19 protein-coding genes are annotated in these 24,364 nt (G+C 75.7%); 14 read left to right on the top strand and 5 right to left on the bottom strand.

Going from position 1 to position 24,364, the window contains the following annotated elements; translation table 11 throughout:
- Positions 1-154: 154 nt before the first annotated feature.
- The gene (locus tag OOT42_RS15155; protein ID WP_273652007.1) at positions 155-895 is read left to right on the top strand and encodes an SOS response-associated peptidase; all 741 of its coding nucleotides are present in this window, start codon (positions 155-157) and stop codon (positions 893-895) included.
- A gap of 12 nt (positions 896-907) precedes the next feature.
- On the opposite strand, the gene OOT42_RS15160 is transcribed toward OOT42_RS15155, so the two are convergent.
- Both OOT42_RS15160 and OOT42_RS15165 read right to left on the bottom strand, forming a co-directional pair.
- Positions 908-2,014, bottom strand: a complete 1,107-nt coding sequence (locus OOT42_RS15160; protein WP_273652008.1) for an adenylate/guanylate cyclase domain-containing protein — start codon at positions 2,012-2,014, stop codon at positions 908-910.
- 15 nt (positions 2,015-2,029) lie between these two features.
- Positions 2,030-2,920 carry a biotin--[acetyl-CoA-carboxylase] ligase gene (locus tag OOT42_RS15165; RefSeq protein ID WP_273652009.1) on the bottom strand — a complete coding sequence of 297 codons (891 nt, stop codon included), beginning with the start codon at positions 2,918-2,920 and terminating at the stop codon, positions 2,030-2,032.
- 163 nt (positions 2,921-3,083) lie between these two features.
- On the opposite strand from OOT42_RS15165, the gene OOT42_RS15170 reads away from it, so the two are divergent.
- From OOT42_RS15170 to OOT42_RS15185, 4 genes are read left to right on the top strand one after another with little or no spacing between them, the layout of a single operon-like run.
- A complete protein-coding gene (locus OOT42_RS15170; protein WP_273652010.1) occupies positions 3,084-4,697 on the top strand; it encodes an acyl-CoA carboxylase subunit beta in 1,614 nt (537 codons plus the stop codon).
- A 13-nt stretch (positions 4,698-4,710) separates the two neighbouring features.
- Positions 4,711-5,241, top strand: coding sequence for a hypothetical protein (locus OOT42_RS15175; protein WP_273652011.1), 531 nt, complete (start codon positions 4,711-4,713; stop codon positions 5,239-5,241).
- Positions 5,238-5,468 (top strand): acyl-CoA carboxylase epsilon subunit, encoded by a 231-nt coding sequence (locus OOT42_RS15180; RefSeq protein WP_273652012.1) that lies wholly within the window; start codon positions 5,238-5,240, stop codon positions 5,466-5,468. The genes OOT42_RS15175 and OOT42_RS15180 overlap by 4 nt, the downstream gene beginning before the upstream one ends.
- A gap of 37 nt (positions 5,469-5,505) precedes the next feature.
- A complete protein-coding gene (locus tag OOT42_RS15185; RefSeq protein WP_273652013.1) occupies positions 5,506-7,230 on the top strand; it encodes a DUF885 domain-containing protein in 1,725 nt (574 codons plus the stop codon).
- Between the two features lie 74 nt (positions 7,231-7,304).
- Here the strand turns inward: OOT42_RS15185 and OOT42_RS15190 are convergent, their stop codons facing one another.
- Entirely contained in the window at positions 7,305-7,961 is a 657-nt protein-coding gene (locus OOT42_RS15190; RefSeq protein ID WP_423776018.1) for a vitamin K epoxide reductase family protein, read from the bottom strand.
- Positions 7,962-8,176: 215 nt separating this feature from the next.
- Between OOT42_RS15190 and OOT42_RS15195 the strand changes: the two genes are divergently transcribed.
- From OOT42_RS15195 to OOT42_RS15225, 7 genes are all read left to right on the top strand, one after another.
- A complete protein-coding gene (locus OOT42_RS15195) occupies positions 8,177-8,854 on the top strand; it encodes a Maf family protein (protein WP_273652015.1) in 678 nt (225 codons plus the stop codon).
- A gap of 190 nt (positions 8,855-9,044) precedes the next feature.
- A complete protein-coding gene (locus OOT42_RS15200) occupies positions 9,045-10,856 on the top strand; it encodes an acetyl/propionyl/methylcrotonyl-CoA carboxylase subunit alpha (protein WP_273652016.1) in 1,812 nt (603 codons plus the stop codon).
- 3 nt (positions 10,857-10,859) lie between these two features.
- A complete protein-coding gene (locus OOT42_RS15205) occupies positions 10,860-11,510 on the top strand; it encodes an NUDIX hydrolase (RefSeq protein ID WP_337251876.1) in 651 nt (216 codons plus the stop codon).
- Positions 11,511-11,623: 113 nt separating this feature from the next.
- On the top strand, positions 11,624-12,505 hold the full coding sequence (gene efeU / locus OOT42_RS15210; RefSeq protein ID WP_273652017.1) for an iron uptake transporter permease EfeU: 882 nt from the start codon (positions 11,624-11,626) through the stop codon (positions 12,503-12,505).
- 62 nt (positions 12,506-12,567) lie between these two features.
- Positions 12,568-13,767, top strand: coding sequence for an iron uptake system protein EfeO (gene efeO, locus OOT42_RS15215; RefSeq protein ID WP_273652018.1), 1,200 nt, complete (start codon positions 12,568-12,570; stop codon positions 13,765-13,767).
- A 7-nt stretch (positions 13,768-13,774) separates the two neighbouring features.
- Entirely contained in the window at positions 13,775-15,181 is a 1,407-nt protein-coding gene (gene efeB / locus OOT42_RS15220) for an iron uptake transporter deferrochelatase/peroxidase subunit (RefSeq protein ID WP_273652019.1), read from the top strand.
- 130 nt (positions 15,182-15,311) lie between these two features.
- Positions 15,312-17,288, top strand: coding sequence for an endonuclease/exonuclease/phosphatase family protein (locus OOT42_RS15225; RefSeq protein WP_273652020.1), 1,977 nt, complete (start codon positions 15,312-15,314; stop codon positions 17,286-17,288).
- 18 nt (positions 17,289-17,306) lie between these two features.
- Here the strand turns inward: OOT42_RS15225 and OOT42_RS15230 are convergent, their stop codons facing one another.
- A complete protein-coding gene (locus OOT42_RS15230; protein ID WP_273652021.1) occupies positions 17,307-18,770 on the bottom strand; it encodes an NAD(P)H-quinone dehydrogenase in 1,464 nt (487 codons plus the stop codon).
- 128 nt (positions 18,771-18,898) lie between these two features.
- Between OOT42_RS15230 and OOT42_RS15235 the strand changes: the two genes are divergently transcribed.
- A complete protein-coding gene (locus OOT42_RS15235; RefSeq protein WP_273652022.1) occupies positions 18,899-19,750 on the top strand; it encodes a purine-nucleoside phosphorylase in 852 nt (283 codons plus the stop codon).
- A gap of 156 nt (positions 19,751-19,906) precedes the next feature.
- A complete protein-coding gene (locus OOT42_RS15240) occupies positions 19,907-21,757 on the top strand; it encodes a phospho-sugar mutase (protein ID WP_273652023.1) in 1,851 nt (616 codons plus the stop codon).
- 84 nt (positions 21,758-21,841) lie between these two features.
- On the opposite strand, the gene OOT42_RS15245 is transcribed toward OOT42_RS15240, so the two are convergent.
- Positions 21,842-24,154, bottom strand: a complete 2,313-nt coding sequence (locus OOT42_RS15245; protein WP_273652024.1) for a DUF6055 domain-containing protein — start codon at positions 24,152-24,154, stop codon at positions 21,842-21,844.
- Between the last annotated feature and the right edge of the window lie 210 nt (positions 24,155-24,364).

The following is a 24,364-nucleotide window of genomic DNA, read 5'->3' on the forward strand; positions in this document are numbered from 1 at the left end:
CGTTCCATCGTCGCACCCGATCCACGCCGACGCGAATCGATTCGACATGTCGCGCGTCACGTCGCCCGGCGCTTCCCCCGGCCCGCCCGCGGACCGCCCGCGGACCGCGTCGACGAGGCCGCGCGTGTGGGTGCGACCTGGCAGGCTGGCCCGCATGTGCGGTCGCTACGCCTCCTTCCGCGAGGACCAGGCCCTGGCCGACGAGTTCGCCATCGCGACCGTCGCCGACGACGTCCGCCTGCTCCCGCCGTCGTGGAACGTCGCCCCGACCGACGGCGTGCGCATGGTCGTCGAGCGCGCCGACAAGGAGACGGGCGAGGTCACCCGCCAGCTCCGCGTCGCCCGCTGGGGCCTCGTGCCGGCGTGGGCGAAGGACCCGTCCGTCGGCGCCCGGATGATCAACGCGCGTGTCGAGTCCGTCGCCGAGAAGTCCGCGTTCGCGCGCCCGTTCGCGGCCCGGCGCGCGCTGCTCCCCGCCGACGGCTACTACGAGTGGAAGAAGCCCGAGCCGGGTGCTCTGACCAGGAAGAAGCAGCCGTTCTACCTGCACCCCGCCGACGACGACCTCGTCGCGCTCGCCGGGCTGTACGAGTTCTGGAAGGACCCGACAAGGTCCGACGACGACCCCGACCGCTGGCTGGTCTCCGCGACCGTCATCACGCGGCCCGCCTCCGACGACCTTGCGCACATCCACGACCGCCAGCCGCTCATGCTGCGCCGCGACGCGTGGGACGCCTGGCTCGACCCGTCCGCCGGCGCCGACGACGCCCGCCGCCTGCTCGAGGCCCCGGCGCCCCGCATCATCGCGACGCCCGTCTCCACGCTGGTCAGCTCCGTCCGGAACAACGGCCCCCAGCTCCTCGAACCGGTCGACCCGGACGAGACCCTGCTCTGACGGCGACCGCCGTCAGGACGCGGCGGCCGTGAGGCGGTAGGGGGTGACCGAGCCGATGCCCTGGAGGTCGAGGGCGGGCTGCTCGTGGAGCGCGAACCGCGGGTCGCCGCCGAGGACCTGTGCGGTCTCGGGGTCGGTGAGGACGGTGCTGGGCTCGGCGATGTCGGTGAGCCGCGCGGCGAGGTTCACGTCGGGGCCGAACACGTCGCCGAACCGGGACAGCACGCGCCCCCAGACGAACCCGACGCGCACGGGCGTCACGCCCCGCGCGCCCTCCGCGAGCCCGCCGACGGCCTGCTCGCGGTCGACGTCGATCGCGCCGCCGAGCGCCTCGGCGAGCCCGAGCGCGACGCGCGCACCGGCGGCGGGCGTGTCCGCGACGAACAGGACGGCGTCGCCGATCGTCTTGACGACGCGTCCCCCGGCACCGGTGACGACGTCGCGCGCGGCGGCCTCGAACCGCTGCACGAACTGCGACAGGTCGGTGGACCCGAGCCCGGCGGTCCGCCGGGTGAACGACACCATGTCGGCGAACCCGACGGCCCGCGCGAGCGGCAGGGCGGACGCGTCGACGCCCGGCGAGCGCTGCGCGCCGAACTCGGCGGCGTACCGCCCGGCGATCGCCGCGAGCTGGCGCCGGTAGGAGTGCACGAGCTGCGCCTCGAGCAGGGGCGCGAGGTCGGCGAGCCGGTCCAGCGTGAGCAGCCGGGCGGTCGTGTCGTCGAGCTCGTACCGCGTGGACATGTCCTCGACGAGGGCCTCGACCTGCCACAGCGCGAGGCGGTCGGCGGTGTGGCCGAGCGCGCGGGTGACGGTCAGGACGGTGCGGATGTCGAGCCCGTGCTCGCGGACCAGGGCGACGGCCCGGTCGACCGCCTCGGCGTCGCGCTCGGTGTAGACGCGGTCCTCGGGGTCGGCGTGCGGCAGGCCGACGGTCGTCCAGAAGCCGCGGACGAGGTCGACGTCGATGTGCGCGCGACGCGCCAGGTCGTGCGCGCTGTACCGGCGCGTGCCCCCGAGGAGCTGGGCCTCGAGCTCGCCGACCGTGGACTCGGCGGCCGCCGTCTCGGAGACGGGTCGCCCGGCACCGGTGGCGGGCGAGGAACCGTCGTCGGGCACGGGCCCGAGCCTAGTTCACACCCCGGACCGCACGTGACGGACGTCACCCGCGAGGACGTGGTGCGTGCGGCCCGCGGCGTCGACGACGACGAGCGCGCCGTCGTCGTCGAGGCGCTCCGCGACGCCGGTCAGCTCGTCGCCCCCGGGGAGCTCGACCCGCACGGGCGCGCCGATCGTCGCGCACACGGCCGTGATCTCGTCGGCCAGCCCGGACGCGACCGCGTCGCCGCCCGCGTCGCGCCAGCGCGTCGCGACGTCGTCGAGGGCTGTGACGAGCGCGACGAGCAGGGAGTCGCGCGTCACGTGGTGCGCGCCCGCGAGCGCGAGCGAGGTCGCGTGCTCGACGGGCAGCTCGGCGGCGCTCTGGCCCACGTTGATCCCGATGCCGATGACGACGGCCGGCGTGACCCCCGCGGGCGTCGGCGCGACCTCGGTGAGGATGCCCCCGACCTTGCGCGCCGCACCCCAGCCGGCGACCTCGGTGTCCGCCGGGACGAGCACGTCGTTCGGCCACTTGAGCACGGCCGGCACCCCGGCGGTCGCGCGCACGGCGGTCACGGCGCCGAGCCCGGCGAGGAGCGGCAGCCAGCCGAACGCGCGCGTCGGGACCGTCGGGCGGGCGACGAACGAGCAGGTCAGCGCGGTCCCGGCGGCGGTCTCCCAGTCGCGCCCCGCGCGCCCGCGGCCGGCGTCCTGGTGGTCGGCGACGAGCACGCTGCCGTGCGGCCACGCGTCGGGGTCGGCGGCGATCGCGGCGACGACGTCGGTGTTGGTCGAGCCCGTGCGGGCGACGACGTCGACGCGCGCGAGCGGGCCGGCGGGCGCCAGCAGGAGCGAGCGCAGGGCGTCCTGGTCGAGCGGGCTGCGGTCCTCGGTGAGGTCGCCGTCGGACGGGGGCGTCGTCATGCCGCCCATGATGTCGCGCGCACTCGTCGTCCGTCAGGTCTCCCGGGGCGGCGACCCTCCAACGCGTGGGCCGCCGCGTTGTGGGGTTCCGACGACCCGACGCCCCGAACACGGTCATCGCCCTGCAGGTGCCTGGTGGGGTTCCACAACTAGCCTCGGTCGGGTGACCCAGACGGACCAGACAGGCGTCCCCGCCCCCGGCACCGCCCCGCGCGGCACCGCGGCCCGCCTCGCCGACCTCGCCGAGCGGACCCGGGCGGCCGAGGTCGCCGAGCAGGGCGCGGCCGACAAGCAGCACGCGCGCGGCAAGAAGACGGCCCGCGAGCGCATCGAGGCGCTCCTTGACCCGGGCTCGTTCACCGAGCTCGACGCGCTCGTGCGGCACCGCTCGACGAACTTCGGGCTCGACAAGAAGCGGATCCCGGGCGACGGCGTCGTCACCGGGCACGGCACGGTCGACGGCCGGCCGGTGTGCGTCTACTCGCAGGACTTCACGGTCTTCGGCGGCAGCCTCGGCGAGGTGCACGGCCAGAAGATCACCAAGGTCATGGACCTCGCGCTGCGCACCGGCGTGCCGCTCGTCGGGATCAGCGACGGCGGCGGCGCGCGTATCCAGGAGGGCGTCGCGGGCCTCACGCAGTTCGCGGAGATCTTCCGCCGCAACGTCGCCGCGTCGGGCGTGATCCCGCAGATCAGCCTCATCCTCGGCCCGTCGGCGGGCGGCGCGGTGTACTCCCCCGCGCTCACGGACTTCATCGTCATGGCCGACGGCACGTCGAACATGTTCATCACCGGGCCGGACGTGATCCGCGCGGTCACGGGCGAGGACGTCGGCTTCGAGGAGCTCGGCGGCGCGACGACGCACAGCACGCGCTCGGGCGTCGCGCACTACATGGCGTCCGACGAGGACGACGCGATCGACTACGTGCGCTCGCTGCTGTCGTACCTCCCGCAGAACAACCTCACGGACCCGCCGACGTTCGCGCACGAGGCGCCGCTCGAGGTGACCGAGGAGGACGAGGAGCTCGACGCGATCGTCCCCGACTCGGACACGCAGCCGTACGACATGCGCACCGTCGTGGAGCACGTGCTCGACGACGGCGTCCTGCTCGAGATCCAGCCGCTGTACGCGCAGAACGTGCTCGTCGGGTTCGGGCACGTCGAGGGTCAGCCCGTGGGGATCGTCGCGAACCAGCCGATGGCGATGGCGGGCACGCTCGACATCAACGCCGCGGAGAAGGCCGCGCGGTTCGTGCGGACGTGCGACGCGTTCAACATCCCGGTGCTGACGTTCGTCGACGTGCCGGGCTTCCTGCCGGGCACGGACCAGGAGTGGAACGGCATCATCCGGCGCGGCGCGAAGCTCATCTACGCGTACGCGGAGGCGACGGTCCCGCTGGTCACGGTCATCACCCGCAAGGCGTACGGTGGCGCGTACATCGTCATGGGGTCCAAGCAGCTCGGTGCCGACGTCAACCTGGCCTGGCCGACCGCCCAGATCGCGGTCATGGGCGCGGGCGGTGCGGTGAACATCCTGCAGCGCGGCGCGCTCAAGTCCGTCGCGGAGGCCGGTGGGGACGTCGAGGCCGAGCGGCGACGCCTCACGGCGGAGTACGAGGAGGCGATCGTCAACCCGTGGGACGCGGCGGACCGCGGCTACGTGGACGCCGTCATCGCCCCCTCGCAGACCCGGTCGGAGATCACCCGGGCGCTGCGGCTGCTGCGCACCAAGCGCGCGAGCCTGCCGCCCAAGAAGCACGGCAACATCCCGCTGTGACCACGGAGGACGCGTGAGCGAGCACGACCACGACGAGCACACCCACGGCCTGGAGCCGCTGACGGGCGTCGACGCCCTGGAGCTGCACGCGGCCGTCGACCGGCTGACGACGGCGCTGCACGCGTACGTCGAGACGGCGGTCGGGGTGCGCGCGGAGTTCGGTGCGCACGAGGCGGACGAGGACCCGCGCGTGCTGTCGCTGGAGTCGGAGATCGGCGGGCTCAACGCACAGCTGTACGACCTGCTGCACAGCCGCCTCGGCCTGCACGCGGACCTCACGGGCATGTCGTGGTCCGACGACGACGAGGGCGACGCGGACGCGGCGCCCGAGCGCACCGACGTCGACACCTTCCACCTCGGGTTCGTGGTCGGCCAGCCGCTCGCGACGTCCGACCTGTCGCTCGACTCGGTGCTGGACCTGGTCGACGCGGGCGGCGCGGACGTCGCGCAGCGCCTCGTCGACGCGGGCTTCGAGGTCACGGAGTGGGGCGCGTCGCGCGGCGCGCCGGTCGGGTTCGACGAGGACGAGGAGGGCGACGGGTGAACGACGCACAGCCGGGCGCGCACGTGCACGTCGTGCGCGGCGCGCCCGACGAGGTCGAGCTCGCGGCGCTGGTCGCGGGCCTCGTCGCGGCCTCGTCGCAGGACGCGCACGGCGCGGACGACCACGCCGCGGCGACGTCCGCGTGGTCCGACCGGCGACGCGTGCTGCGCGGTGCGACGACGCCCCGGCCGGGCCCCGACGCGTGGCGCTGGAGCCTGCGCGGCTGACGGCCCGGCCCCCGTACCGACGAGTAGGGTCGTCCGGGTGACGACGACGCCCACCCCCAGCGGTGCCCGCCAGCCCACCCCGATCGACGCGGTCGCCGAGGCCCACGTCGCGGCCTCCGCCGCCCTGCACCCGATCGCCGCGACGGCGATCGGCCTGCCCGGTCACGAGCACGAGATGACCGACTTCTCGCCCGCGGGCCACGACGCCCGCGCGGACCAGACGCGCTCGACGCTCACGGCCCTCGACGGCCTCGCACCCGTCGACGCGGTCGACGAGCTGACGCTCGCCGCGATGCGCGAGCGGCTCGGCCTCGAGCTCGAGCTGCACGACGCGGGCGAGCCGCTGCGCGACCTCAACAACATCGCGTCGCCCGTGCAGGAGCTGCGGGACGTCTTCGACATCATGGCGACCGGCTCGATCGAGGACTGGGAGAACGTCGCCGCCCGCCTCAACGCCCTCCCGGGTGCGGTCGACGGGTACGTCGAGTCGCTGCGCCTCGCCGCGTCGCGCGGTGACGTCGCGGCGGTCCGCCAGGTCGAGGAGGCCGCCCGGCAGGCGGCCGAGCTCGCCGACCCGGCGTCGTCGTTCTTCACGGCGTTCGTGACGGGCGCGGACGTCGACGCGGCCCTCGACGAGTCGGCCGCGTGCGCGCTGGTCCGCGGCGAGCTCGAGCGCGGCGCGGTCGCGGCCCGGGAGGCGTACGGCACGCTCGCGACGTTCCTGCGCGACGAGCTCGCCCCGCAGGCCCCGCAGCAGGACGCGGTCGGCCGCGACCGGTACGCGCTGTTCTCCCGCGCGTTCCTCGGCGCGACCGTCGACCTCGACGAGACCTACGCGTGGGGTCTCGAGGAGCTCGCGCGGGTCGTCGCGGAGCAGGAGGAGGTCGCCGCGCAGATCGCCGGGCCGGGCGCGACCGTCGAGCAGGCCGTCGCCGCGCTCGACGCCGACCCCGCACGGCAGCTGCACGGCACCGAGGCGCTGCGCGCGTGGATGCAGGAGACGTCGGACGCCGCGATCGACGCGCTCGACGGCGTGCACTTCGCGATCCCGGAGGCGCTCCGGACCCTGGAGTGCCGGATCGCCCCCACGCAGACCGGCGGCATCTACTACACGGGCCCGAGCGACGACTTCACACGCCCCGGCCGCATGTGGTGGTCGGTGCCCGCCGACGTGACGACGTTCAGCACGTGGCGCGAGAAGACGACCGTCTACCACGAGGGCGTCCCCGGCCACCACCTGCAGATCGGCCAGGCCGTGCACGCGCGCGACACGCTCAACCGGTGGCGCCGCCTCGCGTGCTGGACGTCGGGCTTCGGCGAGGGCTGGGCGCTGTACGCCGAGCGCCTCATGGCCGACCTGGGCTTCCTCGACGACCCGGGCGACCGGCTGGGCATGCTCGACAGCCAGCGCCTGCGCGCCGCACGCGTCGTGTTCGACATCGGCGTGCACCTCGGCCTGCCCGCGCCCGCGCAGTGGGGCGGCGGCACGTGGGACGCCGACAAGGGCTGGGACTTCCTGCGCGCCAACGTCAACATGCCCGAGTCGTTCGTGCGGTTCGAGTGGACCCGCTACCTCGGCTGGCCGGGCCAGGCGCCGTCCTACAAGATCGGCCAGCGCCTGTGGGAGCAGACCCGCGACGAGGCGGCCGGCGCGGCGCGCACGCGCGGCGACGCGTTCGACCTGCGCACGTTCCACGCGACGGCCCTCGAGCAGGGCGCCCTCCCGCTCGACGTGCTCAAGCGGGTGTTCGCGACGTCCTGAGCGGTCCGCGCACGACGCGAGGGGCGGCACCTCCCGGTGCCGCCCCTCGGCGCGTCAGGTGCGGGAGCGGCCCGTCAGAACAGCGACCAGCCGTAGCCGAAGAAGACGAGCGCGGCGAGCACGACGAGCACGGCGATCGTCACGAACCAGTCGTTGCCGGCCGCGACGAACCGGCGGGCGCCGGGGCCGAACCTCCCCGGCAGCCGCAGGTGGCCGTCCCTGATGTTGATGCGCGTCAGGCCCGCCCACACCAGCGTGGTCGTCACGGTGATGAGCAGGCACCACGGGCACAGCGCCTTGATGTCGGTGTACGCCTCGTAGAACAGCCACCACGCGAACACCAGGCCCGCGGTGTAGACGACCTCCGCGGCGAGCATGAACCAGCGCGGGAAGAGCACCCCGCCGATCATCGCGACGGCCATCGTGAGCACGACGGCCTCGGCCGCGATGCCGAGGAACGCGTTCGGGAAGCCGAACAGCGACGCCTGCCAGCTCTTCGCGACCGTCGCGCAGTTGATGACGCTGTTGATGCTGCAGCCCAGCTTGGCGTCCGCGTCGCCCGCGAGGACGACGGCCTCGATCGACAGCACGAACGACGTGTAGAGGCCGATCGCACCGGACACGGCCATCTCGATCGCGGTGCGCCGCCGCCACGCCGCCGGGGCGGGCTCCAGCAGGTCCGGGTCGTCGTCGACGAGCTCGTCGGCCCAGTCCTCGTCGTGCTCGTCCACCGCCGCGTCGGGTGCGGCCGCGCTGGTCGCGTCGTTCACCGGGCCTCCTCGGGTGTCGGTGCAAGCGCTCCGCCGCACCAGCTCGGCCCCATTGTGCCCGTCGGACCTGTGCGATCGGCCCGACCTCGGTCCCGACCTGCACGGGGTCGTCCGCGGCCCACGACGGCTCGGCGCCCGCGGGCCCGGCGCGGCCCGACGAACTAGGCTCGCGCGACGTGACCCGCCTGCTGCTCGCCTCCGCCTCGCCCGCCCGCCGCGCCACGCTGCAGTCCGCGGGGATCGACCCGCTGGTCGTGGTGTCGACCGTCGACGAGCCCGCGGTGCTGGCCGCCGCCGCGGAGCGGTTCGGGACGCTCGACCCGGCCGACGCCGTGCTCGTGCTGGCGCAGGCGAAGGTCGAGGACGTCGCCCGCGCGGTCGCCGCGGGGACGCCCGCCGAGCTCGCGGACGCCGACGACCTGGTGCTGCTCGGCTGCGACTCGATGCTCGAGATCGACGGCGAGGTGCTGGGCAAGCCGGACGACGCCGACGACGCCGTCCGCCGGTGGCGCGCGATGCGCGGCCGGACCGGTGTGCTGCACACCGGGCACTGGCTGGTCGACGAGCGCGCGACGCCCGACGAGGGCGGCGAGGGCACGCGCGGCACGCTCGGCGCGACGTCGTCGACGGTCGTGCACTTCGCGGACCTGTCCGACGACGAGGTCGCCGCGTACGTCGCGACGGGCGAGCCCCTGGCCGTCGCCGGGGCGTTCACGGTCGACGGCCTGGGCGGGCCGTTCGTCGACCGCATCGAGGGCGACCACCACGGCGTCGTCGGGGTGTCGCTGCCGCTGCTGCGCGGGCTGCTCGGGGAGATCGGCGTGACCGTCCCGAGCCTGTGGCGGACGGCCTGACCGACCTCCCGCGCGGGGCGCTCGGGTTGTGCCCACCGGACAACGCACACCGGGCACGGAGGACGACGGGCGCCCGTCCTCGTCGAATCCCTACAAAAGCGCTCCCCACCCGGTTGGGCGGTTCCCCAATCTTGGACGACCGACCCCGACGGAGCCGTGGGCCGCCCGGTCCCGCACGTTACGGTGGACCGTGCCCGTGATCTCCAAGGTCCTCATCGCCAACCGCGGTGAGATCGCCGTCCGCATCGCCCGCGCCTGCCGTGACGCCCGGATCGGCTCCGTCGCCGTCTACTCCGACCCCGACCGTGAGGCCCTGCACGTCCGCGTCGCCGACGAGGCGTTCGCGCTGAACGGCGCCCGTGCCGCCGAGACGTACCTCGTCGTCGACAAGCTGCTCGACGTCGCGCGCCGGTCCGGCGCCGACGCCGTGCACCCCGGCTACGGGTTCCTCTCCGAGAACGCCGAGTTCGCACAGGCCGTCATCGACGCCGGTCTCACGTGGATCGGTCCCCCGCCGGCCGCGATCGACGCGCTCGGCGACAAGGTCAGCGCGCGCCACATCGCGCAGCGCGCCGGTGCGCCGCTCGTCGCCGGCACGCCCGACCCGGTGTCGGGCGTCGACGAGATCCACGCGTTCGTCGCCGAGCACGGCCTGCCCGTCGCGATCAAGGCGGCGTTCGGCGGCGGGGGCCGCGGCCTCAAGGTCGTGCGGTCCGCGGACGAGATCGACGAGCTGTACGAGTCGGCGGTCCGCGAGGCCGTCGCCGCGTTCGGGCGGGGCGAGTGCTTCGTCGAGCGGTACCTGGACAAGCCGCGGCACGTCGAGACGCAGTGCCTCGCCGACCAGCACGGCACCGTCGTCGTGGTGTCGACGCGCGACTGCTCGCTGCAGCGCCGCCACCAGAAGCTCGTCGAGGAGGCCCCCGCGCCGTTCCTCACCGACGCGCAGCGCGCGCAGCTCGTCGAGTCCAGCCAGGCGATCCTGCGCGAGGCCGGCTACGTCGGCGCCGGCACGTGCGAGTTCCTGGTCGGCGCCGACGGCACGGTGTCGTTCCTCGAGGTCAACACACGCCTGCAGGTCGAGCACCCGGTCACCGAGGAGATCAGCGGCATCGACCTCGTGCGCGAGCAGCTGCGGATCGCGCAGGGCGAGCCGCTCGGCTACGACCACGTCGAGACGCGCGGCCACTCGATCGAGTTCCGCATCAACGGCGAGGACCCCGCGCGTGGCTTCCTGCCCGCCCCCGGCCGCATCTCGACGCTCCGCTTCCCCGCCGGCCCGGGCGTGCGCGTCGACTCGGGCGTGGTCGAGGGCGACAGCGTCTCGGGCCTGTACGACTCGATGATCGCGAAGCTCGTCGTCACCGGTGCCGACCGCCCGCAGGCGATCGAGCGCGCACGCCGCGCGCTGGCCGAGCTCGACGTCGTCGGCATCCCGACGGTCGTCCCCTTCCACCGCGCCGTGCTCGACGCCCCGGAGTTCGCCCCCGCGGACCCGGCCGAGCCGTTCACGGTGCACACGCGCTGGATCGAGACCGAGTTCGCCGACCGCCTGACGACGCTCGGCGCCGCACCGGCCGCCCCCGCCGAGGAGGACGAGGAGGCGCCCGCGCTGGAGCGCGTCGTCGTCGAGGTCGGGGGCAAGCGGCTCGAGGTCGTCCTGCCCGCCGCGCTGGCGCTCGGTCGTGGGCCGGGTGCCGCCCGACCCGGCGGGCGGAACGGGGCCGCAGGCCCGTCGGGTCCTCGTCGGCCCGTGCGACGCGCCGCCGCGAAGGCCGGCGGCAACGGCACGACGCTCGCGTCGCCCATGCAGGGCACCATCGTCAAGGTCGCGGTCGCCGAGGGCGCGACGGTCGCCGAGGGCGACCTCGTCGTCGTCCTGGAGGCGATGAAGATGGAGCAGCCGCTCGTCGCGCACCGCGCGGGCACGGTGACCGGACTGTCCGCCGGCGTCGGCTCGAGCGTGAGCGCGGGGACGGCCATCTGCGAGATCGTCGGCTGACGCGTGGCGGACGCGGGACCGGTGGGGGCGTCGGACTCGCGCGCGTCCGAGGAGGCGACCGGCGACGCCCCGGGCCTGCCGTCCCCCGCGTCCGCGCCGGACGGGAGTCCACCGGCCGGGATCCCCGCGGACGCCCGGCACCACCGCACGGCCGGGGACGGCTGGGTCGCGTGCGCGTGCGGCCGCAGCCACTGGGGCAGGCTCGGCGCCGCGGGCCTGCTGCTCGTGCGGCGCGACCCGTCCGGTGCGCCCGACGCCGTCGTGCTGCAGCACCGCGCCCCGTGGAGCGACCAGGGCGGCACCTGGGGTCTGCCGGGCGGTGCGCTCGCACCCGACGAGGACGCCGTAACCGGCGCGCTGCGTGAGGCCGCCGAGGAGGCGGGCATCGACCCGGCGCACGTGCGTGTGACGGGCACGTCGGTCCTCCGCCACCCGGACTGGTCCTACACGACCGTGCTCGCCGACGCGGCAGGTCCAGTCGAGCCGGCGGCCACGGACGCCGAGAGCGTCGAGGTCCGCTGGGTGCCCATGGACGAGGTCGCCGGGCTCCCGCTGCTCGCCGCGTTCGGCGACGCGTGGCCGGACCTGCGACGACGGCTGGAGGCACCCGATGCGGCGGCCACCCCGGGGACGGGCCACGCCCCGACCGCGTGAGCGGCGTCACAGCACGCGTCGCGGACAGACGTCGCGCGGGCGATTCGGACGGGAGTATCGTCGCGCCCCGGTGAGGTAAGCCTCGCCTCACTGTCCCCCTCCCGGGAAGCGTCATGGTCGCGAACTTTCTGATCGGCCTGCGCGAGGGCCTCGAGGCCGCCCTCGTCGTCAGCATCCTCGTCGCGTACCTCGTCCGCACCGACCGGCGGCACCTGCTGCCCGCGCTGTGGACCGGGGTCGGGGTGGCCGCCGCCGTGTCGCTCGGGTTCGGCGCGCTGCTCACGTTCGGCCCGTCGGGGCTGTCGTTCGAGGCGCAGGAGGCGATCGGCGGCACGCTGTCGATCGTCGCCGTCGGGCTCATCACCTGGATGATCTTCTGGATGGCGCGCACCGCGCGGCACCTCAAGGCCGACCTGCAGCACAAGCTCGACGACGCCGTCGCCGCCGGGAAGCGCGCGGTCGTCGTCATGGCCCTGCTCGCCGTCGGCCGCGAAGGGCTCGAGACCGCGCTGTTCCTCTGGGCCGGCGCCCAGGCCACGAGCGGCGCCGACGGCGACGTCACGCCCCTGCTCGGGGCGGCGCTCGGTCTCGCGAGCGCCGCGCTGATCGGCTGGCTGCTGTACCGCGGCGCCGTCCGCGTCGACCTGCGCCGCTTCTTCGCGTGGACGGGCGCGTTCCTCGTCCTCGTCGCCGCCGGCGTCCTGTCGTACGGGGTCCACGACCTGCAGGAGGCCGGCATCCTGCCCGGCCTGCACGACCTCGCGTTCGACGTCTCCGCGACGATCCCGCCGACGAGCTGGTACGGCACGCTCCTCAAGGGCGTCCTCAACTTCTCCCCCGCGACCACCAAGGTCGAGGCCGTCGCGTGGGTCGCGTTCGTCGTCCCGACGATGTGGTTCTTCGTCCGCACGACGTGGGGCGGCCCGTCCCGACCGGCCCCGTCCGCTCCCGCCTCGCCCACGCCCGCAGCCGTCGCGTCGCCCGCGGCGGGCTGACGCCCCCGCGCACCGCCCTCTCCCGGTCCGCCCCCGCGGACCCCACCTGCTCGAGGAGCCCGATGTCCCACCGGCCCACCGCCGCGCTCACCCTCGCCGCGGCGCTCGTGCTGCCGCTCGCCGCCGCGTGCGTCCCGAACGACGCCCCGGCCGACGACGCCCCCGCCGCCGGCGCGATCACCGTCTCGTCGACCGCCGACGCGTGCGACGTGTCGACGACCGAGGCGCCGTCCGGGACGCTGACGTTCACCGTCACGAACGACGGCCAGGACGTCACGGAGTTCTACCTGCTCGGCGAGGACGGCCTGCGCGTCGTGTCCGAGGTCGAGAACATCGGCCCGGGTCTCAGCCGCGACCTCGTCGTGCAGGCCCGCCCGGGCACGTACTGGACCGCGTGCAAGCCGGGGATGGTCGGCGACGGGATCCGCGCCGAGTTCACCGTCACCGACTCCGGCGCCGACGCCGGTCCGACCGGGGACACCGCCGAGCAGCTCGCCGCGGCGGAGGCGTCGTACGTCGCCTACGTCAAGGACCAGGTCGGCGCGCTCGTCGCCGGCACGCAGGAGTTCGCGGACGCGTACGCGGCGGGCGACGACGCGACCGCGCGCGACCTGTACGCCGCGACGCGCGTGCACTGGGAGCGCGTCGAGCCCGTCGCCGAGTCGTTCGGCGACCTCGACCCGCTGCTCGACCTGCGCGAGGCCGACCTCGAGGACGGCGCGACGTGGACCGGCTGGCACCTCGTCGAGAAGGACCTGTGGCAGCCCGCGCCCGAGGCCAACGGCGGCGTCGCCTACACGCCGCTCACGCCCGAGCAGCGCCGGGCGGCGGCCGACGACCTCGTCGCGAACACCGCGCGGCTCCAGGAGCAGGTCACCGACCCGGCGTTCACGTTCGAGGCGTTCCAGATCGCCAACGGCGCGAAGGAGCTGCTCGACGAGGTCGCGACCGGCAAGGTCACCGGCGAGGAGGAGATCTGGTCGCACACCGACCTGTGGGACTTCCAGGCGAACGTCGACGGCGCGCGCGTCGCGTACGAGGTGCTGTCCGACGTCGTGCAGGAACGGGACGCCGACCTGGCCGGCGCGCTCGACGAGCGGTTCGCCGAGCTCCAGGCCCTGCTGACCGCCCAGGGCAGCGTCGAGACCGGCTTCACGTCGTACGACGACCTCACCGAGGACCAGGTCAAGGCCCTCGCCGCCGCGGTCGACGCGCTGTCCGAGCCGCTGTCGCGCCTCACCACGACCGTCACGGGCGCCTGACGCCGCCATGACCGACGTCGACTCCCCCGCCACCCCGGACGACGCCCCGGCGCCGGCCGCCGGGCTGTCCCGGCGCGCCCTGCTCGGCCTCGGCGGGGGCGTCGCCGCGGTCGCGGCGGCGGCGGGCTTCGGCGCCGCGCGCGCGACGACGGCCGCTGCCACCGCGCCGACCGCGAGCGCCGCGCCCGGGACCTTCCCGTTCACGGGCGCGCGTCAGGCGGGGATCACGACGCCCGCGCAGGACCGGCTGTACCTCGCGGCCTTCGACGTCACGACGGACTCGCGCGACGAGCTCGTCGCGCTGCTGCGCCGCTGGACGACGATCGCGGCCCGGCTCACGCAGGGCCTGTCGGCCGGACCCTTCGGCCCCGCGTCCGGCCCGTACGACGCACCGCCGGACGACACCGGCGAGGCCGCGGACCTGCCGCCCGCCGGGCTGACGCTCACGTTCGGCTTCGGCCGGTCGCTGTTCGTCGGGACCCCCGCGCCCGACGGCACACCCGGCACCGACCGGTTCGGCCTGGCCGGCCGGCTCCCCGGCGGCCTCGTCGAGCTGCCGCACTTCCCCGCCGACGCGCTCGACCCGGCTCGCAGCGACGGCGACCTCGTGGTGCAGGCCTGCGCCGACGACCCGCAGGTCGCGGTCCACGCGATCCGCAACCTGTCGCGCGCGGCGTTCGGCGCCGCCGCGATCCGGTGGACGCAGCTCGGGTACGGCCGCACGTCGTCGACGAGCACCGCGCAGCGCACGCCGCGCAACCTGTTCGGCTTCAAGGACGGCACCGCGAACGTCAAGGCGGAGGAGCACGACGCGCTCGACGCGCACGTCTGGGTGCCCGGGTCGGCCGCGCAGGAGGACGCGGGCGACGGCGTCGACTCCGCGTGGCTGACGGGCGGCACGTACCTCGTCGCGCGCCGCATCCGCATGGTCATCGAGACGTGGGACCGCACGTCGCTGCGCGAGCAGGAGACGCTGGTCGGCCGCACCAAGGGCGAGGGCGCGCCGCTGTCGGGCGGCACCGAGTTCACCGAGCCCGACTTCGCGGCGACGGGCCGGGGCGACGCACCGCTCATCGCGACGCACAGCCACGTCCGACTCGCGCACCCCGACCAGAACGACGGCGTGCGCATGCTGCGCCGCGGCTACAACTTCACCGACGGCAACGACGCGCTCGGCCGCCTCGACGCCGGGCTCTTCTTCCTCGCGTTCGTCCGGGACCCGCGCACGCACTACGTGCCCATGCAGAACCGGCTGTCCGCGCAGGACGGGCTCATGGAGTACCTGCAGCACACCGGGTCCGGCCTCTTCGCCGTCCCGCCCGGCGTCCCCGACGGGTCGCTCGTGCTCGGGCCCGACGGCACCCCCGTGACGACGGACGACAGCCCGTTCGTCGGCTCCGCGCTCTTCGCCTGACGACCGCCCGCGACCCGGCGGGCCGCGCGACCGGGCGACGTCGCCGGCGCCGGGCACGGCGGGCCGCGGTGCACGCCGTCACACGCCCGGTCGGCAGCCCCGGACGTCGCGGGGCGGTACCGTGCGGCGCGTGACGACCCCTCCCGGCGGCAGCCGCACCCCCACCCCGCCGGACGCCGGCACCCCGACGCGCGTGTGGCTCGTCGCGGCGCTCACGCTCGCCGCGCTCGAGGCCGTCCGTGCGAGCGGTCCGATGCTCGACCGGTGGTTCGCGGTCGGCACGGCCGCGGCGGGTGGCGCGGCCGTCGCGACCTACGCCGGTGCGGGAGTGGTCGCCGCCGCGCTGCTCCTCGTCCGTCGCCGCACCTCGGGCACCCCCGACGCGCGCACGGTCCTGACCGGCGCGGGCGTCCTGGCCGTCCTGCGGCTCGTCGTGCAGGCGCTCGACGGGCTCGCGCTCGACGTGTCCGGCCTCGTGTGGGTGGCCGTGGCCGTCGCGGTGCTCACGCTCGGCGTCGCGCACGTCGCTGGGCGCAGCGGCGGCGCCCGTCAGGCTGCGACCGGTCTCCTCGTCGGCTCCGGGCTGTCGGTGGGCCTCCAGCTGCTCCTCGGCACGTGGGACGCCGTGTGGCGGTCGGGCGTCGTCGGCTGGGTGGTCGCCGCGGCCGTCGCGGTCGCCCCGTTCCTCGTGACGCGCGGGCTCGTCGACCCGGACGTCTCCCCTGAGCCGACCGGTCGCCCCCGTCGGCTGTGGGCGCTCGGCCCGTTCCTCGCGGTCACCGTGATGCTGCTCGCCAACCCGGCGTTCGCGGCGTCCCAGGCGGACGTGCCGCTCGACCTCGCGGGCCTCGTCCTCCTCGGCGCGTCCGCGCTCGGTGCGTGGCCGCTGCTGCGGCCCGACGTGTGGCCCGCCGCCGTGCGGGTCGGCGCCGCCGTCCTGCTCGCGGTCGGCACCGGCGTGAGCCTGTGGACGTCGGGGCCGGTCGCGCTCGTCGCGGTCGCCGTCACGCAGGTCGTCGCCGGGCTCGTGATCGCGACCGTCCTCAGCACCCGCCGCCCGGCGCCGCCCGGCATCCCACGCACGGCGATCAGCACGGGCGCCGCGGGCCTGGGCGTCGTGCTGCCGCTCCTGCTCTACATGCTCGACTACGACGTGCCGCTGCCGGTCGACAACGTGTGGGTCGTGGTCCTCGCCGCCGCGGTCGTCGGGCTCGCGGGCCTGCGCCGCCGCACGCCCGAGGTCGCCGCCCAGGTCGACGACCCGCCGCTCGACGACGAGAAGGTCCCCGCCCGCGTCAACGCCGCGCGCCTGCTCCTCATCCCGGGCGTCGTGCTGGCCCTGGTCGGCGTCCTCGCAGGACACCGCGGCTGGAGCACGACAGGCGCGACCGTCCCCGCGGAGGCCGCCGACGGCCCGCTCACCGTCGTCGACTGGAACCTGCACTACGGGGTGTCCCCGCTGACCGCCGTCGACCTCGAGGGCGTCGCCCGCACGATCGAGGCCGCCGACCCCGACGTCGTCACGCTCCAGGAGGTCGAGCGCGGCTGGATCTTCGGCGGGGGTGCCGACATGGCGACGTGGCTCGCGCACCGGCTCGACATGACGATCCGGTTCGCGCCCGCGGCCGACCGGCAGTTCGGGAACGCCGTCCTGGCGCGTTCCGGCCTCACCGACGTGACCGTCCACCCGCTGCCCTACGGCGCCGGGCCGCAGCAGCGGTCGGCGCTCTCCGCGACCCTCACGACGACGACCGGCACCCCGGTGCGCGTCACGTCCGTCCACCTGCAGCACCGCGCGTCGAACACCCCGACCCGGCTCGACCAGCTCGACGCGCTGCTCGCCGCCGAGCCCGTCACGGGCGCCGCGATCCTCGCGGGCGACCTCAACGCCGTACCCGGATCGCCCGAGCTCGACCTGCTCACCGACGCCGGGTGGGTCAGCGCCGTCGACGAGGCCGGCGACCCCGACGCGTTCACCGAACCGAGCACCGACCCCGCGCACCGCATCGACTGGGTGCTCGGTCAGGGCGTGACATTCACCGCCGCGACCGTGGGCACGTCGACGCTCTCCGACCACCTCCCGGTGACCGCGACGTTCACGCCCTGACGGAGCAGCCCGCCGCGCTCAGTCGGCAGAGCGGTGGTGGAGCATGCGTGCGACCTCGCCGATCGTCCCCGACATCGACGGGTAGACCGTCGAGGCGTCGGCGACCTGGTCGGCCGTGAGGCGGTGCGTCACCGCGAGCGTGAGGGGGAAGATCGACTCGCTCGCGCGCGGGCCGACGACGACCGCGCCGAGGATCGTGCCCGTCCCCTCGGCGGCGAAGATCTTCACGAACCCGTCGCGCACGCCCAGCATCTTCGCGCGCGGGTTCCGGGCGAGCGGCAGGGTGCTGACGGTGTAGTGCACGCCGAGCTCGGTGAGCCGCGCCTCGGTCGACCCGACCGTCGCGATCTCGGGTGCGGTGAAGATGTTGGCGGACACCCCGCGCACCGACAGCGGCTTCACGGCGTCGCCGAGCGCGTGCGACATCGCGATGCGGCCCTGCGTCGCCGCGACGGACGCGAGCGGGAAGACGCCCGTCACGTCGCCCGCGGCGTACACGCCGCGCACGTTCGTCCGCGACACCTTGTCGACCTCGACGTGCCCGGACGGCGTCAGCCGCACGCCGGCCTCCTCGAGGCCGAGGCCCGCGGTGGTGGGGATCGACCCGACGGCGAACAGCACGTGCGACGCCTCGATGACACGCCCGTCGGCGAGCGACACCTCGACCCGGTCGCCGACCCGGCGCGCACCGGCGGCGCGCGAGCGCGACAGCACGGTCATGCCGCGCGCCCGGAAGACGTCCTCGAGGAGCTGGGCGGCGTCGGCGTCCTCGCCGGGCAGGACGCGGTCGCGCGACGACACGAGCGTGACGTCCGCGCCGAGCGACGTGTACGCGCCCGCGAACTCGGCACCGGTCACGCCCGACCCGACGACGACGAGCTTCTCGGGCAGCTCCTGCAGGTCGTAGAGCTGCGTCCACGTGAGGATGCGCTCGCCGTCGGGGACGGCCTCGGGCAGGACGCGCGGCGTGGCCCCCGTGGAGACGAGCACGACGTCGGCGTCGAGCACCTGCTCGTCGCCGTCGGCCGTGGCCGCGACGACGCGCGACGGGCCGTCGAGGCGGCCGTGCCCGAGGACCGTCCGGACGCCCTCACGGTCGAGCCTGGCGCGGATGTCGGCGGACTGCGCGGCGGCGAGCGCCTTCACGCGGGCGTTGACCGCGGCGAGGTCGATGCTGTGCCGCGCGAGCGAGCCGACGCCCGCCTCGGCGATCGTGCCGGGCGCGGCGATCCCGTCGAGGCGGATCCCGAGCTCGGGCGCGCGGTCGGCGATCGTCATCCACTCCGCGGTGGCGATGAGCGTCTTCGACGGCACGACGTCGGTCAGCACCGCGGCACCGCCGAGGCCCGCGCGCTCGACGACGGTGACGTCGGCGCCCAGGCGGCGTGCGACGAGCGCGGCCTCGTAGCCGCCGGGTCCGCCGCCGACGACGACGACGCGGGGCGCTCGGGAACGGTCGGTGTCCTGCGTCGCTGTGCTCACGGGTGCCCATTCTGCCTGCCCGGTCCGTCCGCGGCCGTCCGCACGCCGCCGTCCCGGGAGCGCGTGGCGTGCAGGGCGCGGCCGGGGCGTCCTGCGTCGGACCGTTCCGTGCGGGCTAGCCTTCGAGCATGAGCGACCTCACCGACGTGCCCGACCTCGACGACCCCGCGACCGACCCGTTCGAGGTGGCCCGCGCGGCCGCCGCGCACCTCGCGAGCGCGACGGGTGTCGCGAAGCACGACGTGGCGCTGGTCCTCGGCTCGGGCTGGGGCGGCGCGGCGGACCTGCTGGGCGAGACGGTCGCGGAGCTGCCGAGCACCGAGGTCCCGGGGTTCAGCGCGGCGGCGGTCGTCGGCCACGTCGGCACGATCCGCTCGATCCGCATCGCGGGCTCCCCCGACGACGCCCCGAAGCACGCGCTCGTGCTCGGGTCGCGCACGCACCTGTACGAGGGCCGGGGCGTGCGGCGCGTCGTGCACGGCGTGCGCACCGCGGCGGCAGCGGGCGCGTCGGTGCTGGTGCTGACCAACGGGTGCGGCGGGCTCAACACCGCGTGGGCGCCGGGCACGCCGGTCCTCATCAAGGACCACATCAACCTCACGGCGACGTCCCCGCTCGAGGGCGCGACGTTCGTGGACCTCACGGACCTGTACTCGGCGCGGCTGCGCGACGTGGCCCGCACGGTCGACCCGTCGCTCGACGAGGGCGTGTACGTGCAGTTCCGCGGCCCGCACTACGAGACGCCCGCCGAGGTCGCGATGGCGGGCCGGATCGGCGGCGACCTCGTCGGCATGTCGACGACGCTCGAGGCGATCGCCGCCCGGCAGGCGGGGCTGGAGATCCTGGGCGTGTCCCTCGTGACGAACTTCGGTGCGGGCATCAGCGACCAGCCCCTGTCGCACGCCGAGGTCCTCGAGGCCGGCGCGGCCGCGGGGCCGCGGATCAGCGCGCTGCTCGCGGAGGTCGTCCGGCGCGCCTGACGCCGGCCCCCGGACCACGCACGAACGCGGACGCCCGCGGCGGTCGCACGACCGGCCGCGGGCGTCCGCGCACGTCAGGCGCGTCGGCACACGGGCGCGCCACGCCACCGGGACCTTCGGCGGGACCTTCCGCGGCGCTTTCAGTACGTTGGCCCCATGACCGGCGACGTGGTGTGGGCGGACCTCGAGGCGCAGGTGCAGGCGTGGATCGACGACGACCCTGACCCGCGGACGGCGCAGGAGCTGCGCGACCTGCTGACGGCGGCCCGCACCGGGCCCGTCGGGCTCGCCCCCGGGCAGGAGCCCGACCCGACCCAGCGGCAGGCGCTCGACGCCCGACGCGCGGCGCGCAACGAGCTCGCCGACCGCTTCCAGGGCCTGCTGCAGTTCGGCACGGCCGGGCTGCGCGGACGCCTCGCGGGCGGTCCGCACCGGATGAACCGTGCGGTCGTCATCCGCGCCGCGTCGGGCATCGCGGACTTCCTGCTGGGCGAGCTCGACGGCGTGACCCCGCCGCCGCGCGTGGTCGTCGGCTACGACGCGCGCCACAACTCGCGGCAGTTCGCGCTCGACACCGCGGGCGTGCTCACCGCGGTCGGCATCGAGGTGCTGCTGCTCCCCGAGGAGCTCCCGACGCCCGTGCTCGCGTTCGCGGTGCGCCACCTCGACGCCGACGCCGGGATCATGGTCACGGCCTCGCACAACCCGCCGCAGGACAACGGCTACAAGGTCTACCTGGGTGGTCGCGTCGTCACCGACGGCGGCCAGGGCGCGCAGATCGTCCCCCCGACGGACACCGCGATCGCGGCCGAGATCGCGCGCGTGCCGTCGGTCGCGTCGGTGCCGCGCGCGGACCACGGCTGGACGGTCCTCGGCCCGGAGGTCCTCGACGCCTACGTCGGTGCCGTCGTGGGCCTCGCCGACCGGTCGCCCGAGGCCCGCGCCGCCGCGAAGAAGCTGCGGATCGTGCTCACCCCGCTGCACGGCGTCGGCGGGAAGGTCGCGCAGCGCGTGCTCGCCGCCGCCGGGTTCACGGACGTGCTGCTCGTGCCCGAGCAGGAGTTCCCCGACCCGGACTTCCCGTCCGTCGCGTTCCCGAACCCCGAGGAGCCCGGCGCGATCGACCTGGCCCTGGGGATGGCGGGTGACGAGAACGCGGACCTCGTGCTCGCGCTCGACCCCGACGCCGACCGGTGCGCCGTCGCGGTGCAGGACCTGCGCACCCGCTCCTACCGCGGCCCCGACACCGCGGGCGCCGAGGGCTGGCGCATGCTGCACGGCGACGAGACGGGTGCGCTCCTCGGCGACCTCGCCGCACGTCGTGCGGCCGTCGCGGGCACCGACCACGCCGTGCTCGCGAGCTCGATCGTCTCGTCGCGCCTGCTCGGCGAGATCGCCACGAGCGCCGGGCTGCGGCACGCGCAGACGCTCACGGGGTTCAAGTGGATCTCGCGCGTCGACGGTCTCGTGTTCGGCTACGAGGAGGCGCTCGGCTACTGCGTCGACCCCGCGCACGTGCGCGACAAGGACGGCATCTCGGCCGCGCTCACCGTCGCGGGGCTCGCGGCGTCGCTCAAGGCGCAGGGCCGCACGCTCGTGGACGCGCTCGACGACCTCGCACGCGCGCACGGCCTGCACCTCACGGACCAGGTGTCGGCGCGGTTCGCGGACCTCGCGGACATCGCCGCGACCGTGCAGCGGCTGCGCGAGGCCCCGCCGCAGCGCATCGCCGGCGTGCACGTCACGTCGGTGGTCGACCTCGCCGCGGGCACCGACGACGACCGCGACGGCCTGCCCCCGACCGAGGGCCTGCGGCTCTTCACGTCCGACGGGACGCGCGTCGTCGTGCGCCCCAGCGGCACCGAGCCCAAGGTGAAGTGCTACCTCGAGGTCGTCGAGCCCGTGCCGGCGGACGCGGACCACGAGGCCGTGGGCCACGCGCGCCGCGCCGCCCGCGCACGCCTGGACGCGGTCGCGGCCGACGTCCGGTCGGTGCTCGGGCTGTAGCGCACGCGACGGCGCGTCATCAGGCGCCGCCGGTCGGCCCCCGCCGGTCAGCGCGTCGTCAAGCGCCGGTCGGCCCCGCGCCGGTCAGCGCGTCTGCGCGCACCCCACGTCGTGCACCGCTCGCGCCATTTCGGGCGTCGGCGCGGTCCCCTGCAGCCCGAACGTCGCGGTCTCCCCCGCGCGCAGGGTGCCGTTGTACGACATGTTCTCGGCGGTCACGCTCGACCCGGACGTGCCGAGCTGCGCGTTCCAGACGGCCGTCACGTTCTTGCCCGGGGGCAGGGTCCACGACACGGCCCAGCCGCTCACACCCGCCGACCCGGCGGTCACGACGAGCTCGGCCTGGTACCAGGCGCGTCCCTCGCTCTCCCACGTCGTCGTCACGCGGTAGGTCGCGGCGCACCCGCCGGCCGTGACGGGCTCGGGCGGGGCGACGCCGCCGTTCGTGCCCCCGGGGTTCACGGGGGGTGTCGGCGGGGTCCCGGTGCTGTCCCCGCCGGTCGGCGGCGCGGTCGGCGGTCGGGTCGACTGCGGCGTCGGCTGCGACGACGGTGAGGCGCCGGGCTCGGGCGTCGCCGTGACGGGCGGCTGCGCGGGGGCGAGCTGCGGGTCGGAGAACGCGAGCGCGTCCGCCGGGAGGGGCGTCGGCGCCACGTTGACGTCAGGACGCGGCTGCTCGCCGTCGCACGCGCGCGCGGGCTCGTACGCGACGTAGCCGCCCGCGTCACAGGTGAACCCGACGACGGCGTCCCCGCCGACGACGACCGACCCGCTGAGCCGCGCGGACGAGCGCACGACGGCCATGTCCTTGACGACCGCGGACCCGCCGACGACGGCGCCGCTCTCGACCCACGCACGGCCCTCGATGCGCGCGGCCCCGGTGACCCGCGCGTCGCCGCGGACCACGGCGTGCGGACCGATCCACGCGGTCGCGTCGACGCGTGCGGCGTCGTCGACCCAGCCGCCCCCGTTCGGGTGCCGGTGGCCGCCGGGCGCCGCGGGCTGCGTGGACTCGTCGACGACCGTCGCACCGGCGAGCCGGAGCTCGTACGGGTACCTGGGGACGTCGCCGAACCCGCTCGCGGAGTCGACGACGTGCGGTTGCCTGGGCGTGCCCGTCACGACGAGGTACACGTCGCTCTCGCCGTCCCGCAGCGAGAACTGGAGCTCGGCGTCGTCCCCCTCGGTGACGGGGCTGTAGCGCGGCGACTCGCCGCCGAGCGCGACGAACCCGACCGACCAGCCGGCGTCGGGCGCGGCGCTGTTGCCCCGCAGGCGCACGTGGACCGTGCGGGCGCCGGGCTCGGGCTGCAGGCGGACGACGTTGTAGCCGTAGTCGGAGGGCGCGAACGCGTCGGGCACGCGGTAGTGGCCGGGGTCGTCGGCGACCGCCTCGACGGGCGTGGTGCGGCCCGCGAGCAGGACCGGGTCGAGCGTCGCGACCGTGTCCGCGAGCTCGCGGGACGGCCCGAGGTCCCACGCGACCGTCCGCATCGCGTACTCGGCGACGCGGCGGTTGAGCGCCGACTGCGTGAGCCCGGCGACCCCGCGGTACGCCTCCAGCGCCGTGCGCGTCCCGTCGCCGCCACGCCAGATGCGGGAGACGACCCGGTCGTCGTCGCGCTCCGCGAGGTACTGCAGGAGCAGCCAGCCGCCGTCACCGAGCCGCGCGCTCGACCACGGCAGCGACGGGCTGCGGACCAGGTCGGCGAGGTCGCCGATGCCGCCCGCCGCGCTCACGGTCGCGAGGTAGGCCGCGCTCGCCGCGGCGAACGTCCCCGCGGAGTCGCCCGCGACGCCGCCGTCGGGCGACTCGCTGCGCGCGAAGCCGAGGACCATCTCGGCGAACCCCCGGGCCAGGTCCCACGAGGGGGCGGGCGCGTCCGACCCGCCGCCGCCCGCGAGCGTGGGCACGGTCGCCCGGACGAGGCCGACGCCGCTCTCCACGGCGCCGCTCACCGTCCGGGTCTGCGCCGAGAGCCCGCCGTGCGCCGCGGCGACGGGCTGCTCGCGGCCCGAGCCGGGGCCCTCGGTCCAGGTGCCGTCGACGACGACGACGACCTTCGACTCCGCGATCGCCCCGTCGGGCGCGGCGACCGCGAGCTCGTCGACGGTCGTGTCGTAGAGCGCGTCGAGCGCGGCGACGGTCCGCGCGGGGTCGAAGCGCAGGTCGAGCGTGGCGTGCGTCGGGTCCGCGCCGGGCAGGTCGCCCCACGCCAGCACGACCGACTCGCCCTGCCGGACGTGACCGTCCTCCCACGCCTGCGCCCAGCCGTCCGGGACGACGACGGGCGGCGTGTCGTCGGTGTGCGAGAGCGCGACGGCGACGACTCCTCCGGCGGCGAGGACCGGCACGACGAGGGCGGCGACGACCGCGGCGCGTCGGATCCGTGCCATCCCGGCGCGTCCTCCCGTCCGTCGCCTCGCCGCGCGGGCAGCGCGACATGACCGCGCCGGTCGCGCGGCCCGCCCCACTGTCCCGGGGCGGCGCGGCCGGAGTCAATCGACGGGTATCCCGCATCCGGGTGAATCGGCCGCTCCGGACACCCCGGGGGCGCACGGCGCGAACGCCGACCGGGACCGTCCGGGCAGGTCGGAGGCCGGCCG

Source organism: Cellulomonas fimi (assembly GCF_028583725.1).
Lineage (GTDB): Bacteria > Actinomycetota > Actinomycetes > Actinomycetales > Cellulomonadaceae > Cellulomonas > Cellulomonas fimi_B.